A 13713-nucleotide genomic window follows, 5' to 3' on the forward strand; every position below is an offset into this window, starting at 1 on the left:
GAAGGCACAAGGTTGGCCGAGGCCGGGCGACGCGTCGCCAGCGAGCCCTCGGCCAAGCTTTTTCAGGAATCGATCCATGGCACTGGCCAAACGCATCATCCCCTGTCTCGACGTGACCGCCGGTCGCGTGGTGAAGGGCGTCAACTTCGAAGGGTTGCGCGACGCCGGCGACCCGGTCGACATCGCGCGCCGCTACAACGACGAGGGCGCCGACGAGCTGACCTTCCTCGACATCACCGCCAGCTCCGACGACCGCGACCTGATCCTGCATGTGATCGAGGCGGTCGCCTCGCAGGTGTTCATCCCGCTGACCGTCGGCGGCGGCGTGCGCCGTGTCGAAGACATCCGTCGCTTGCTCAACGCCGGCGCCGACAAGGTCAGCATCAACACCGCGGCGGTGACCAACGCGCAGCTGGTGAAAGACGCCGCCGACCGCTTCGGCAGCCAGTGCATCGTCGTCGCGATCGACGCCAAGGCGGTGACGCCCGAGAACGACCGCTGGGAGATCTTCACCCACGGCGGGCGCAAGCCGACCGGGCTCGACGCGGTCGAATGGGCGCAGAAGATGCAGGAGCTGGGCGCCGGCGAGATCCTGCTGACCAGCATGGACCGCGACGGCACCAAGATCGGCTTCAACCTGCCGCTGACGCGCGCCGTGTCCGATGCGCTCGACATCCCGGTGATCGCCTCGGGCGGCGTCGGCAACCTGCAGCACCTGGTCGACGGCGTGAAGCTCGGCCACGCCGACGCGGTGCTCGCGGCGAGCATCTTCCACTTCGGCGAATACACGGTGCGCGCGGCCAAAGAAGCGATGCGCGATGCCGGCATCGAAGTGCGACTGTAGAAAGGTTGGCCGAGATGAGCGACAACAACTGGCTTGATGAAGTGAAGTGGGACGACAAGGGCCTCGTCACCGCGATCGCGCAGGACGCGCAAACCCAGCGAGTGCTGATGGTCGCGTGGATGAACCGCGAGAGCCTGCAACTGACCGCCGACACCGGCATCGCGCACTACTGGAGCCGTTCGCGCGAGCGGCTGTGGAAGAAGGGCGAGGAGTCCGGCCACCTGCAGACGGTCAAGGAGTTGCGTCTCGACTGCGATGGCGACGTGATCGTGATGCAGATCGAGCAGGCCGGCGGCATCGCCTGCCATACCGGCCGCGAGAGCTGCTTCTACCGCCGCTTCGAGAACGGCGGCTGGGTGATTACCGACGCGGTGCTCAAGGACCCCGACGCGATCTACGCGCACGGCCACCAGCACTGAGCACCGATTTTACCGGTCGATTGCACGCTGTTACTTGCCGGTAATTTTGCTGACATACAATACGGCGCTCGTCCCGCTTTCTTCGAAGGAAGACGGGCTCCGCGAAAAGGACCGAAATGGACGCCGACGTGCTCAAGACCCTGGGCGACACGCTCGAAGCCCGCCGCGAAGCGGCCCCGCAAAGTTCCTACGTGGCTTCGCTGTTTCACAAGGGCCAGGACGCGATCCTCAAGAAGGTGATCGAAGAGGCCGCCGAGACGCTGATGGCGTCGAAGGACGGCGACAAGCTGCACGTGGTGCGCGAAGTCGCCGACCTGTGGTTCCACAGCATGGTGCTGTTGACCTGGCACGGCCTGCGTGCCGAAGACGTGTTGGCCGAGCTCAAGCGCCGCGAAGGCACTTCCGGCATCGACGAAAAAAACGCGCGGCCGCAAGACTGAAGGAGACGACGATGAGCGACTGCCTGTTCTGCAAGATCGCGGCGGGCCAGATCCCGTCGAACAAGGTGTACGAGGACGACGAGTTCGTCGCCTTCCACGACATCCGTCCGAAGGCTGAGGTACACCTGTTGGTCATCCCGAAGCTGCATGTCGCGTCGCTGGCCGAGTGCGGCACCGAGCACGAGGCGATGCTCGGCAAGCTGTTGTTGCTGGCGCCTAAGCTCGCGCGCGAGCAGGGCATCGGCCACGGCTTCCAGACGCGCATCCACACCGGCGCCGCCGGCGGGCAGGAGGTGTTCCACCTGCACCTGCACGTGATCGGCAACAGGCCCTGATGGGCAAGGCCGTCACGCACTTCGCGCGCGATAAGCGGTCAAAACGACAGAAACCATGACGGCTCGCCATGCGAGCCGTCGTACAGAAAGGAATGAACCATGGGTGGCCTCAGCATTACGCATTGGCTGATCGTGTTGTTGGTCGTGGTGCTGATCTTCGGCACCAAGAAACTGCGCAATATCGGCCAGGATCTGGGTGGTGCGGTCAAGGGCTTCAAGGACGGCATGAAGAATGAAGACGAGAAGCCGGCCGAGCGCAGCGCCGACCCGCGTGTCATCGACGCCGAGTCCGACAAGAAATAAGACGGCGACGACGTGTTCGAAATCAGTTTCGGCGAACTGCTGTTGATCGGGGTGGTGGCGCTGGTCGTGCTCGGCCCCGAGAAGCTGCCGGCGGTCGCGCGTACCGTCGGCGCGCTGGTCGGCCGCCTGCAGCGTTTCGTGTCCAGCGTGAAGTCCGACATCCATCGCGAGACCGCGGCTGCCGGCCTCATCGGCCTCAAGACCGAACTGCAGGACGCCGCGACCGTGTTCCAGCAGCGCATCGAATCCGAGGTGAACGAGGTCCGCCAGGCGGGCGCCGAGGCCGAGCGGGAGATTGCTGACGCGTCCGCCGAAGTGAAGTCGCTCGCCGATGTCGCGATGCAGCCGGACGCGCGCTCGTCGTACGAGACCGGGATCGCCACCGAACCCAACCTCGCCGTCGCCGAAGCCGAGGCGGAGGCCGCCCAGGTGCTGTTCGCCGCCGCGCCCGACGCGCCGGCGCCACACGCCGGTCTTGACCGTCCCGACGTCGACGAGAACCAGCTCGACCTCTTCACGGCGAACGACAAGCCCGCCGAGACCCCCCGCGCATGAACGAACAACCCCTGCTTGTCCACCTGATCGAACTCAGGACGCGACTGGTGCGCGCCATCGTCGGCCTCCTCATCGTGTTCGTCGCGCTGTTCCACTGGTCGGGCGACATCTACCACCTGCTCGCCAAGCCGCTGCTCGACGCCTTGCCGGCCGGCACCCATATGATCGCGACCGACGTCACCGCGCCGTTCTTCGTGCCGGTGAAGGTGACGATGCTGGTCGCCTTCCTGGTCTCGCTGCCGAACACGCTGTACCAGATCTGGGCCTTCGTCGCGCCCGGCCTCTACACGCACGAAAAGCGGCTGGTGCTGCCCTTGCTGCTGTCGAGCCTGATCCTGTTCGTCGTCGGCATGGCTTTCGCCTACTTCCTGGTCTTCCCGGTCGTGTTCGGCTTCCTGTCGGCGGTGACGCCTGAGGGCGTCGCGATGGCGACCGACATCGACAAATACCTGTCCTTCGTTCTGGGCATGTTCGTCGCGTTCGGCGTGACCTTCGAGGTGCCGGTGATCGTGATCGTGCTCAACCGCATGGGCGTGGTCAGCCTCGAACAGCTGCGCGCCGCACGCTCCTACGTGATCGTCGGCGCTTTCGTGATCGCGGCGATCGTCACGCCGCCCGACGTGTTTTCGCAGGTGATGCTCGCGCTGCCGCTGTGGCTCTTGTACGAGTTCGGGATCATCATGTCGGCCTTCATCAACCGACCCGCCACAGAAAAGACCGCATGACCCTCCGTTCGCTGTTTCATTACGGCGCGATCGCCAGCCTGGTCGCGCTGATCCTATTGTCGCTCGCCTGGGAGCTGGTGCTCGCGCCGCTCCGCCCCGGCGGCTCCTTCCTCGCGCTGAAGGCGGTGGTGCTGCTGTTGCCGCTGATGGGCATTCTCAAGGGCCGCGTCTATACGTATCAGTGGTCGAGCATGTTCATCCTCGCCTTCTTCGCCGAGGGCGTGATGCGCGGCTGGAGCGACAGCGGCCTGTCGCAGCGCCTCGCCTGGGCGGAGATCGTGCTGACGACGCTATTTTTCGCCTGCGTGGTGCTGTGGGTGAGGAACGAGCGCATCGTGCGCGCCCGGGCGGCACGGTAGCAACATAGCTATCCAAGTTGGCCGAACCTTTCGAGGACTCGGCCAACCTTGAGATCAAAAAACCCCCGGCAGTGCTGTCGGGGGTTTTCGTTTGCGCCTGCGCCGGTTCAGACCTTGAAGCGGTTCAGGCCGGCGCTCAGCTCGCCGGACAGCGCGGTCAGCCCGCCGGCGAGTTCGTTCGCGGTCTCGACCGCCTGGTGCGTGTTGTCGTTCATGTGCGAGATGCGCTCGACGTTCTGCGCGATGTCCTGGCTCGCCTGGCCCTGTTCCTGCACCGCGCGCGCCATCTCGGCCGCCTTGTCGAGCGACTGCGCGCACAGCGCGTGGATCGTCGTCAGCGACGCGGCGAGCCGGCCCGCGCCGGCGACGCCGGCCTCGATGCGCTTGCCGGCCGCCTGCATGCTGTCGACCGCGGCGTGCGTATCGCCCTGCACCGCGGAAATGCGCGACGAGATCTCGCCGGTGGCCCGGCTGGTGCGCTCGGCCAGCTTGCGCACCTCGTCGGCGACGACGGCGAAGCCGCGTCCGGTCTCGCCGGCGCGCGCCGCCTCGATCGCCGCGTTCAGCGCCAACAGATTGGTCTGCTCGGCGATGTCGCGGATCACCTGGACGATATTGCCGATCTCGCCCGAACGCTGGTTCAGCCGCTCGATCAGCGCGCTCGCGTCGGCGATGCCCGAGGCGATCTGGCGGATCTCCTCGGCGGTACGCTCGGCCAACCTTCCGCCTTCGTTCGCCTCGTCGCTCGCCGCGCGCGCCTGCTCCTCGACGCCGGCGGCGCCTTGCGCCATCACTTGCAGGCTGACCGTCATCTCCTCGACCGCGGCGGCGCTCGCCTGCGTCGCCTCGGTCTGGCGCGCCGAGTCGGCCGACACGCGGCGGCTGATGCCAGATAGCTGCTCGGCGCCGTCGACCAGCCGGTCGGCGTGCTGGTGCGATTCGCGGATCAGCTCGCGCATGGTCGCGATCAGCGACGCGTACGCGGCTGCCAGCCGGCCGATCTCGTTGCGGCCGAAGTCGGGCAGCGCGGCGTCCAGGTCGCGCGTCTCGGCCAAGTTCTCGCTCGCCGCGGTGATCTCTTGCAGCGGCTTCCGGATCGACGCGACGATCAGCGCGGCGAACGCGCCGCCGACGAGCACCGCGAGGCCGACCAGCAGCAGCTGCAATTCGCGCGCCGACGCGGTGGTCGCGTCGATCTGTCCATGGAGCTTGCCGACCGCCTGGCTTGCCGCCTCGCCCAGCTCGGACAGTTTCGCCTCCATGCTGCGCACGCTGTCCTTGTGCGCGGACAGCGCCTGGTTGGCCGAGGTGGTGTCGGCCAGTTCGCCCGCCTCGATGCGGCGGTAAACGCCGGCAAAGCCCTGTTCGTAGGCGCCGACCAGCGCGTCGAGCTCCTTGACGCGCGCGCTGCTGTCGTCGTCGATCGGGTGGTTCGCCGCGGCGGCGAGGCTGTCGCGCGACTTGGCGACGGTCTGCTGCCAGCGGCGGAAGTAGTCGGCGCGTTTTTCGGCGTCGCCGATGTTGATCAACGCGTCCTTCTCGAAACGACGCAGGTTGCCGACGTGGTAGCGTGCCTCTTGGACGTCGCGGTAGAAGGCGAGGTCGCGTTCTACGACTTCCTCGACCTTGGTCTCGATGCGTTGCAGTTGCAGGTGGTTGACGAGACCCGACGCCGCCAGGATGGCGAGCAGCAGGACGAAGCCCGCGACGATGCGCGAGGCGATCGACAGATTGCGCATGGTGATGTCTCTGTGATGGTTTGGAAGGGGGCGGGCCGCGCGGCTTTATATCTTCTTTAAGCAAATATCTCGACATCGAGTATTACCGGCGCGTTAATATTGCCCGCGCGCGCAAGCTATCACAAAGTGATGACATCTGTGTGGAAAATGCGGCTATCTACTTGGCATGCCGAGTGCCGCCAGCGTGTTCGCGGTGGTCGCGCGCGCGACCTCGCAGAAAGGAATGCCGCGCAAGGCGGCCAGTTCTGCGGCGAAGGCGGCGACGTTGGCCGGGCGGTTCGGCCAGCCCTGCGCCCATTGCGGGCGGATGTCGGGAGAGTCGGTCTCGAGCACGATCGCCGACAGGGGCAGCGTCGCGGCGAGCGTGCGGATGCGTCGGGAGCCCGAGTACGTCATCGCGCCGCCGAAGCCGAGCCTGAACCCCTGGCGCAGGAAGGCGCCGGCCTGCTGCTCGCTGCCGTTGAAAGCGTGCGCGATACCGGACTCGACCTTCTGTTCGCGCAGGTATTTGAGCACGCGGTCCTGGCTGCGCCGCACGTGCAGGATGACCGGCAGGTCGTGGCGGCGCGCGAGTTTCAGCTGTTCGACGAACAGGGTTTCTTGCCGTTTGGCGTCGAGCTCGGGCAGGTAGAAGTCGAGCCCGATCTCGCCGACAGCGACCGGTTTATGCGCGACGATCGCGGCGTCGAGTTGGCCGAGGTGGTCGTCCAGATGCGTGTCGACGTAGATCGGGTGCAGGCCGAAGGCGATCGGGCAGCCATAGCGCTCGCGCATCGCCAGCGTGCTGTCGAAATTGGACACGGCGACCGCCGGCACCACGATGCGGCCGACGCCGGCGGCGCGCGCTTCGGCGACCGCGGCGTCGCGGATCGCGTCGAGCTCGGGCGCGTCGAGGTGGCAGTGGCTGTCTATCAGCGCGCAATCTTCGCCGGGTGCAGAAAACATGGCATTGGCAAGTCGAAAAAGCGGGAAAATGGCATCGACCAGGTTTGACGTGACCTTGGTCTAGAGTGGAACAGAACCCGTCACCGGACCCTTCATGATAATGCGTTTGCGAACCCTGCTGCTGCTCGGCTGCCTGTTGTGGCTGGCGATGACGGTGCTGATAGGCGTGGCCTTCGTCAGCCGCGCCGTGCTGTACGCCGAACAGGTGTTCGGCCGCCAGACGCAGCAGATCGCCGACCTGGTCGGCCAGAAGGTGCTCGCCAACGAAGCGGTGCTCGACGCCTACGCCGCGTACACGCTGGTAGACGGCGCGGCCTCGGGCGGCGAGGAGCGGCTGTTCACGCGCCAGATGATGCGCCGCTACCCGCAGATCGTCGCGATGGAGCGTGTCGAACGCGTCGCGCACGCCGAACGCGCCGTCGTCGAACGCCAGCTCGCCGAGCGCTACGGGCCGGACTTCGGCCTGTTCGGCTTCGACTACCAGGAGCGGCGCGTCGTCACCCCCCTGCCGGCACGCGACGAATATTTTGCGGTACTGTTCGTCGAACCGCTGACGCTCGGCGGCGCGCGCGTGATCGGGCTCGATATCGGCTACGCCGACTTCCAGAAGCGTACCCTGCTCGCGTCGGCTAAAGCCGGCCACGCGGTCGCGTCGCGCCCCTACCCGCTGATCGAGGGGCAGATGGGCTATCTCTTGGTGCGTCCGGCCGAGGAAAGGCTCGACGCGCGCGACCGTCACGACGCATCGGCCGCCGCGCCGCGCCGTTTCGTCGCGATGGTCGTCAACAGCGAGGTGTTCGCGCCTCAACTGGCCGACCTGCCCGACGGCATGCGCGTGAAGATGTGGCACAAGCGCTACGGCGAGAGCGACCGCGCCGGCCAGTTCTTCGACAAGGCGCGCGCCGCGCGCAGCCCGCTCGAAGCCGCGCTGTTCCCGAGGCTGGAAGAGACGCGCCAGATCGGCAGCGACAGCCAGCCTTTCTTGCTGCGCGTCAGCTGGCAGCTCGGCTGGTCGCAGTTAGGCGCTTTCGAGTGGGCGTTGATGGCGCTGCTGTCGCTCGCGCTCTTGGTGCTGCTGGGGCTCGGCCTCTCCAGCGCGGTGCGCGGCCACGAGCGGCGCCGCGCGCGCGAGGCGCGGCTGTTCCACCTGGCCAACTACGACACGCTGACCGGGCTGGCCAACCGTCACCTGTTCTACGACCGGCTGCAGCACGCGATCTCGATCCAGGCGAGGACCGGCCGGCGCCTCGCGGTGCTGTTTCTCGACCTGAACCGCTTCAAGCCGGTGAACGACACCTACGGCCACGCCGCCGGCGACGAGGTGCTGAAAGAGCTGGCGCGCCGCCTGACCGGCACGCTGCGCGCGCACGACACGGTCGCGCGTCTCGGCGGCGACGAGTTCGTCGTGCTGCTCGAAGGCGTCGGCGTGAAGGACGAGGTCGACGCGCTCGTGTCGCGGATCGGGGCGGCGGTCGAGCGGCCGATCGGCGTCGACGGCCGCGAGGTGGTGGTCGGCGTCAGCGTCGGCGTCGCCTACTACCCGGAAGACGGCCTGTTGATCGACGAATTGCTCGCCGCCGCCGACCGCAAGATGTACGGCAGCAAGGGCGCCGCGACGCGTTAGCACAGCGCGCCGGAAAGACAAAGGCTCGGCCAACGTTGGCCGAGCCTTTTACGTTGAAGCCTCGGATCGCTCAGAGCTTGAAGCGGCCGATCAGGGCGTCGAGCGTGTCGGCCAGCTCGAACAGGCGCGCAGTGTCGTCGCTCGCCGCCTGCAGCGCGTGGTCGGTCTCCTCGATCTGCTGGTGGATCTCTTCGATGTGGCGCGCGATGTCCTGGCTCGCGCCGGACTGCTCGGTGATCGCGCTGGCGATGTCGGCGGTGCGCTCGACCGACAGCCGCGTGTTGTCGCGGATATGGACGATAGAAGCGGCGGCGCGGCCGGCGCGCTCGACGCCTTCTTCGACCTCGGCGAGCGCGCGGCCCATCTCGCCGCTGGCCGCGCCGGTCTCGGTCTGGATCGCGCTGATCATGCCGCCGATCTCCAGCGTCGCGCGCGCGGTGCGCTCGGCCAACTTGCGCACCTCGTCGGCGACGACGGCGAAACCGCGGCCGGTCTCGCCGGCGCGCGCCGCCTCGATCGCCGCGTTCAGCGCCAACAGGTTGGTCTGGTCGGCGATGTCGCGGATCGTGTCGACGATGCCGCTGATCTCGCCCGAGCGCGTCTTCAGACCGTCGAGCACGGACGCCAGGCTGCGGATGCTGCCGGCGACGCGCGCGATGCCGTCGGCGGTGCCCTCTACCTCGAGGCTGACCGCGCCGGCGGTCGCACCGGCGTTTTCCGCCTGATGCTGCGTCTCGCGCGCGGAGCCTGCGATGTGCGACACGCTGACCGACAGCTCTTCTATCGTCGCCGCGGTCGCGTTGGCCGCCGCCGCCTGCTGGCTCGAGCTGGCGCGGATCTGGCTGACCTGCGCGCTGAGACTGCGGCTCGCGTCGAGCACGCCGCCGGCGTTGCCCTGCACCTCGCGCATCATGTCGCCAAGGCTCGCGATGAAGCGGTTGAACGCGGTCGCCGCCTCGGCGATTTCGTCGCGGCCGTCGGCCGGCAGCGTGCGCGTTAGGTCGCCGCTGCCCTCGGCCAACTGCGCCATCGCGCGCCTGAGCCGGTCCAGCGGCTTGAGCAGCTGGCTGAGCGTGAGCCCCATCGCGATCAGGATCGCGGCGGCGATGGCGACGCTGACCGCCAGCGATGCGAGCGCCCCCCGTTTGACCTCGGCCAACACCGCGTCCATCGGAATCGACAGCCGCACCGCCCAGCGCTCGCCCGCCGCGCCGACGCCTACCGGCACGAGGAAGTGGCGGAAACCGCTATCGTCGTCGTATTCGAGCGTTTTTCCCGAGGCGATCGACGCCTTCTGTTCGGCGGACAGTTCTTTATCGGGTTTGCCGATCTCTGCCGCGTCGCGGCCGGCGAGCACCATGCCGGCGCCCGAATACAGCGTCAGGTAGCCGCTGCCGTAAGGCTTGACCCGCTCGGCCATCTTCTGCAGCTGCGCGAGCGACAGGTCACAGCCGGCGACGCCTACCGGCTTGCCGTTCACCATCAGCGGGAAGGCGACCGTCGTCATCAGGACCTTGATATCCGCCTCGACGTAGGGTTCGATCAGCACCGCGCGTCGCAGCGCCTTGGGCCGGGTGTAGTAGTCGTAGCGGTCACCCCCTTCGACGCCCCACAGCACGTCGGTCTTGCCGTCCTTGCGGTACCAGTAGACGCCGGCGCGGCCTTCCTTGTCGTTGTCCGGCTTGCCGGCGAACTCGGCGTCGCGGCCGTCGAGCGCGTTCTTGTCCCACAGCACGAAGTAGCCGACCGCGTCAGGGTTGGTCGGCACGAGCCGCTCGGCGGTCGCCGAGATCAGCGCGCGCGGCTTGGCCGAGCCGGTTCGCGCGGCGAGCGCGGCGGCGGCGAGGCTCTCGGTGCTGTAGTAGGCCTGCGCCAGCGTCAGTTGCACCGCGTTCGCCTGGTTCTGGGCGAGCGCGCGCGCGTTCTTCAGCGCGGCGTCCTCGGCGTCGGCCAAACTGGAACGGGTGTTAAGAAAAATTAAAGCGGCGAAGCCGGCAAGGATCAGCAAACCGCTGCCGAAAAGGATCTTGCTGCGAAGCGTGGCAAGCATCATGGTTTCCTAGGGGTGGGCGGGTCCGGGTCGGTGCTCGCGGCATCCGACACGACAAAGTGTCAATTTTATTTAACACTACGTCGCCCATCCGGCAAGCATGCGGCATGAAAAAGCAAAACGGCCCGTGACGGGCCGTTTCTTTGTTGCCATGCAGCAGGGTCAGCCGATGCGTTCGATATGCGCGCCGACCGCGCCGAGCTTCTTCTCGATGTGCTCGTAGCCGCGGTCGAGGTGGTAGATGCGGTCGACGATGGTGTCGCCGTCGGCGACCAGGCCGGCGATCACCAAGCTGGCCGACGCCCTGAGGTCGGTCGCCATCACGCTGGCGCCCGACAGTCGTGCGACGCCGTGGCAGATCGCGGTGTTGCCTTCGACCTCGATGCGCGCGCCCATGCGGTTCAGCTCGGGCACGTGCATGAAGCGATTCTCGAAGATGGTCTCGGTGACGACGCCGGTGCCTTCGGCGATCGCGTTCAGCGTCATGAACTGCGCCTGCATGTCGGTCGGGAAGGCCGGGTAGGGCAGCGTGCGCAGGTTGACGGCCTTGGCGCGGCGTTTCATGTCGAGCGAGATCCAGGTGTCGCCGGCCTCGACGACGGCACCGGCCTCGGCCAGCTTGTCGAGGATGGCGTCCATGCTCTTCGAATCGGCGTTGCGCAGCACGACGTGGCCCTGCGTCGCGGCGGCGGCGACGAGGAAGGTGCCGGCCTCGATGCGGTCGGGCATGATCGCGTGCTCGCAGCCGTGCAGTCTTTCCACGCCTTCGATCACCAGGCGGTCGCTGCCGATGCCGGAAATCTTTGCGCCCATCTTGACGAGGCAATGCGCGAGGTCGGTCACCTCGGGCTCGCGCGCGGCGTTCTCGAGCACGGTCGTGCCCTCGGCCAAGGTTGCCGCCATCAACAGGTTCTCGGTCGCGCCGACCGACACCATTTCCATCACCACGCGCGCGCCGCGCAACTTGCCGCGCGCCTTCACGTAGCCGTGCTCGATCTCGACCTCGGCGCCCATCGCGACCAGGCCCTTGATGTGGATGTCGACCGGACGGCTGCCGATCGCGCAGCCGCCGGGCAGGGACACGGTCGCCTCGCCGAAGCGTGCGAGCGTCGGACCCAGCACCAGGATCGACGCGCGCATCGTCTTGACCAGCTCATACGGCGCGACGAGGTTGTCGATGCCGCCGGCGTTGATCTCGACCACGCTCACGCCGTCGCACGACACGGCCGCGCCCATGCCGGCGACCAGCTTCTGCGTCGTCGACACGTCGCGCAGCATCGGTACGTTGGTGAAGCGCATCGTGTCGGCGGTCAACAGCGCCGCGCACAGGATGGGCAGCGCGGCGTTCTTCGCGCCGGAGACGCGGATCTCGCCGTTGAGCGGGCCGCTGCCGCGGATCAGCAGTTTGTCCATGTTGGGGTCAGCCTTGCTGCTCGGCCCATTCTTCCGGGCTCAGGGTTTTCATCGACAGCGCGTGGATTTCATCGCCGAGGCGGCCGGACAGCGCCTGGTTGACGAGGCGGTGGCGCTCGATCAGGCGCTTGCCCGAGAACAAGGGGCTGACGATCACCGCGTCGAAATGCGCGCCGTCGCCGTCGACGGTCAGATAGGTACAGACGAGGCCAGCCTCGATGTATTGCTTGACGAGTTCGGGGGTCACCATGGGAGGGTCCTAGGGGAAAAGTGGAAGATTTTTTCTTAGTGTCTGAGTTTGTAGCCGCGGTCGATCAGGCGCAAGGCGATGCCCGACAGGACGAGGAAGCTGACGCCGACCACGGCGAACGACAGCCACGGGCTGACGTCGGCCTGGCCGAAGAAGCCGAAGCGGAAACCGTCGATCATGTAAAAAACAGGGTTCACGTGCGATACCGCGCGCCACAGCGGCGGCAGGCTGGAGATCGAGTAGAACACGCCCGACAAAAAGGTCAGCGGCATGATGATGAAGTTCTGGAACGCCGCCAGCTGGTCGAACTTCTCGGCCCAGATGCCGGCGATGATGCCGAGCGCGCCGAGCACGCCGCAGCCGAGCGCGCCGAAGGCGAAGGCCCACAGCGGGTGCGCGGGCCACGGTAGCCCAAACGCCGCGGTGACGACGAGCACGCCGGCGCCGACGAGCAAGCCGCGGCAGACCGCGGCGAGCAGATAGGCGGCGGTGAATTCGAAGCCGGTCAACGGCGGCAACAGGATGAACACGATATTGCCGGTCACCTTCGACTGGATCAGGCTCGACGAGCCGTTGGCGAACGCGTTCTGCGCCATCGACATCATCGCCAGGCCCGGAATCAGGAAGGCCGCGTAGCTGACGCCCGGGTAGGCCTCGACGTGGTTAGAGAGCACGTGCGAGAAGATCAGCTGGTAGAGCAGCGCGGTCAGCACCGGCGCGGCGACGGTCTGGAACGCGACCTTCCAGAAGCGCAACAGCTCCTTCTTGAACAGCGTGTAAAAACCGGTGGTGTTGATCATGCCATCCGCCCTCCGCGCATCATGGCGACGAACACCTGTTCGAGGTCGACCTCGACGATAGCCAGTTCGCGGATCTCGAGACCCGCCTCGCGGACCGTGGCGAGCACGCCTTCGAGCGTCGAGAGCTCGGCCAACCTCAGGATCTGGCGGCCGTCTTCCTCGCGTGTCTTCAGCGATTCGAGTGCCGTGGGCAACGGACCGGACAGCTTCAACGCGATCTCGCGCGCGCCGCTTTGCGACAGCAGCTTTTCCTTCGGTTCGAGTGCGATGAGGCGGCCGCGCTTGAGCATCGCGATGCGGTTGCACAGCGTCTCGGCTTCTTCCAGGTAGTGCGTCGTCAGCACGATGGTGTGGCCGGCGCGGTTCAGTTCCTGGATGAAGTCCCACAGGCTCTGGCGCAGTTCGACGTCGACGCCGGCGGTCGGCTCGTCGAGCACGATAACCGGCGGACGGTGCACCAAGGCCTGCGCGACCATCACGCGGCGTTTCATGCCGCCCGACAGCGCGCGCATGTTCGCGTTGGCCTTCTCGGTCAGACCGAGCTTGAACAGCAATTCGTCGACCCAGGCGCCGTTGTTCTTGAGGCCGAAGTAGCCGGACTGGAAGATCAGCGTCTCGCGGACGGTGAAGAAAGGGTCGAACACCAGTTCCTGCGGCACGACGCCGAGCGTCATCCGCGCGTCACGGAAGTCGCGCACCGTATCGTGGCCCATGATGCGGATAGCGCCCGAATCCTGGCGCGACAGGCCGGCCATGGCCGAGATCAGCGTGGTCTTGCCGGCGCCGTTCGGCCCCAAGAGCGCGAAGAACTCGCCGGGCATGACCGAGAAGCTCACGTCGTCGAGCGCGGTCAGCGGGCCGTAGTGCTTGGAAACGCCGACGATGTCGATGGCAGAGGTCATCGGAAAGGGG

General features: G+C 66.9%; 16 protein-coding genes. 9 read left to right on the top strand and 7 right to left on the bottom strand.

The annotated features are described in order from the left end of the window. Positions 1-76: 76 nt before the first annotated feature. The 8 genes from hisF (at position 77) to DWG20_RS06830 (ending at position 3980) form a co-directional block, all read left to right on the top strand. A complete protein-coding gene (gene hisF, locus DWG20_RS06795) occupies positions 77-844 on the top strand; it encodes an imidazole glycerol phosphate synthase subunit HisF (RefSeq protein WP_115433098.1) in 768 nt (255 codons plus the stop codon). A gap of 14 nt (positions 845-858) precedes the next feature. Continuing rightward, a complete protein-coding gene (hisI, locus tag DWG20_RS06800) occupies positions 859-1263 on the top strand; it encodes a phosphoribosyl-AMP cyclohydrolase (protein ID WP_115433099.1) in 405 nt (134 codons plus the stop codon). 116 nt (positions 1264-1379) lie between these two features. After that, on the top strand, positions 1380-1703 hold the full coding sequence (locus DWG20_RS06805) for a phosphoribosyl-ATP diphosphatase (protein WP_115433100.1): 324 nt from the start codon (positions 1380-1382) through the stop codon (positions 1701-1703). An 11-nt stretch (positions 1704-1714) separates the two neighbouring features. Further along, complete coding sequence (locus DWG20_RS06810; protein WP_115433101.1) at positions 1715-2038, top strand: HIT domain-containing protein; 324 nt, start codon at positions 1715-1717, stop codon at positions 2036-2038. Positions 2039-2137: 99 nt separating this feature from the next. Further along, a complete protein-coding gene (tatA, locus tag DWG20_RS06815; protein WP_115433102.1) occupies positions 2138-2341 on the top strand; it encodes a Sec-independent protein translocase subunit TatA in 204 nt (67 codons plus the stop codon). A gap of 12 nt (positions 2342-2353) precedes the next feature. After that, positions 2354-2896 carry a Sec-independent protein translocase protein TatB gene (tatB, locus tag DWG20_RS16630; RefSeq protein WP_115433103.1) on the top strand — a complete coding sequence of 181 codons (543 nt, stop codon included), beginning with the start codon at positions 2354-2356 and terminating at the stop codon, positions 2894-2896. Continuing rightward, positions 2893-3621, top strand: coding sequence for a twin-arginine translocase subunit TatC (gene tatC, locus DWG20_RS06825; RefSeq protein ID WP_115433104.1), 729 nt, complete (start codon positions 2893-2895; stop codon positions 3619-3621). The genes tatB and tatC overlap by 4 nt, the downstream gene beginning before the upstream one ends. Next, entirely contained in the window at positions 3618-3980 is a 363-nt protein-coding gene (locus DWG20_RS06830) for a DUF2069 domain-containing protein (protein ID WP_115433105.1), read from the top strand. The genes tatC and DWG20_RS06830 overlap by 4 nt, the downstream gene beginning before the upstream one ends. Before the next feature lie 107 nt (positions 3981-4087). Here the strand turns inward: DWG20_RS06830 and DWG20_RS06835 are convergent, their stop codons facing one another. Both DWG20_RS06835 and DWG20_RS06840 read right to left on the bottom strand, forming a co-directional pair. Then, the gene (locus tag DWG20_RS06835) at positions 4088-5719 is read right to left on the bottom strand and encodes a methyl-accepting chemotaxis protein (protein ID WP_115433106.1); all 1632 of its coding nucleotides are present in this window, start codon (positions 5717-5719) and stop codon (positions 4088-4090) included. 153 nt (positions 5720-5872) lie between these two features. Further along, positions 5873-6664 carry a TatD family hydrolase gene (locus DWG20_RS06840; RefSeq protein WP_115433107.1) on the bottom strand — a complete coding sequence of 264 codons (792 nt, stop codon included), beginning with the start codon at positions 6662-6664 and terminating at the stop codon, positions 5873-5875. A 106-nt stretch (positions 6665-6770) separates the two neighbouring features. On the opposite strand from DWG20_RS06840, the gene DWG20_RS06845 reads away from it, so the two are divergent. Then, the gene (locus DWG20_RS06845; protein ID WP_220272027.1) at positions 6771-8288 is read left to right on the top strand and encodes a sensor domain-containing diguanylate cyclase; all 1518 of its coding nucleotides are present in this window, start codon (positions 6771-6773) and stop codon (positions 8286-8288) included. Positions 8289-8358: 70 nt separating this feature from the next. Here the strand turns inward: DWG20_RS06845 and DWG20_RS06850 are convergent, their stop codons facing one another. The 5 genes from DWG20_RS06850 to DWG20_RS06870 form a co-directional block, all read right to left on the bottom strand. After that, positions 8359-10338 (bottom strand): methyl-accepting chemotaxis protein, encoded by a 1980-nt coding sequence (locus DWG20_RS06850; RefSeq protein ID WP_181880990.1) that lies wholly within the window; start codon positions 10336-10338, stop codon positions 8359-8361. Between the two features lie 162 nt (positions 10339-10500). Continuing rightward, complete coding sequence (gene murA, locus DWG20_RS06855; protein WP_115433110.1) at positions 10501-11751, bottom strand: UDP-N-acetylglucosamine 1-carboxyvinyltransferase; 1251 nt, start codon at positions 11749-11751, stop codon at positions 10501-10503. A gap of 7 nt (positions 11752-11758) precedes the next feature. Further along, positions 11759-12001, bottom strand: coding sequence for a BolA family protein (locus tag DWG20_RS06860; RefSeq protein WP_115433111.1), 243 nt, complete (start codon positions 11999-12001; stop codon positions 11759-11761). 35 nt (positions 12002-12036) lie between these two features. Beyond that, positions 12037-12801, bottom strand: coding sequence for an ABC transporter permease (locus DWG20_RS06865; RefSeq protein WP_115433112.1), 765 nt, complete (start codon positions 12799-12801; stop codon positions 12037-12039). Further along, positions 12798-13703, bottom strand: a complete 906-nt coding sequence (locus tag DWG20_RS06870; protein WP_115433113.1) for an ABC transporter ATP-binding protein — start codon at positions 13701-13703, stop codon at positions 12798-12800. Before DWG20_RS06870 ends, DWG20_RS06865 begins: the two co-directional genes overlap by 4 nt. Positions 13704-13713: the final 10 nt, after the last annotated feature.

Origin of the sequence: Crenobacter cavernae, assembly GCF_003355495.1 — a bacterium.
Taxonomy (GTDB): domain Bacteria; phylum Pseudomonadota; class Gammaproteobacteria; order Burkholderiales; family Chromobacteriaceae; genus Crenobacter; species Crenobacter cavernae.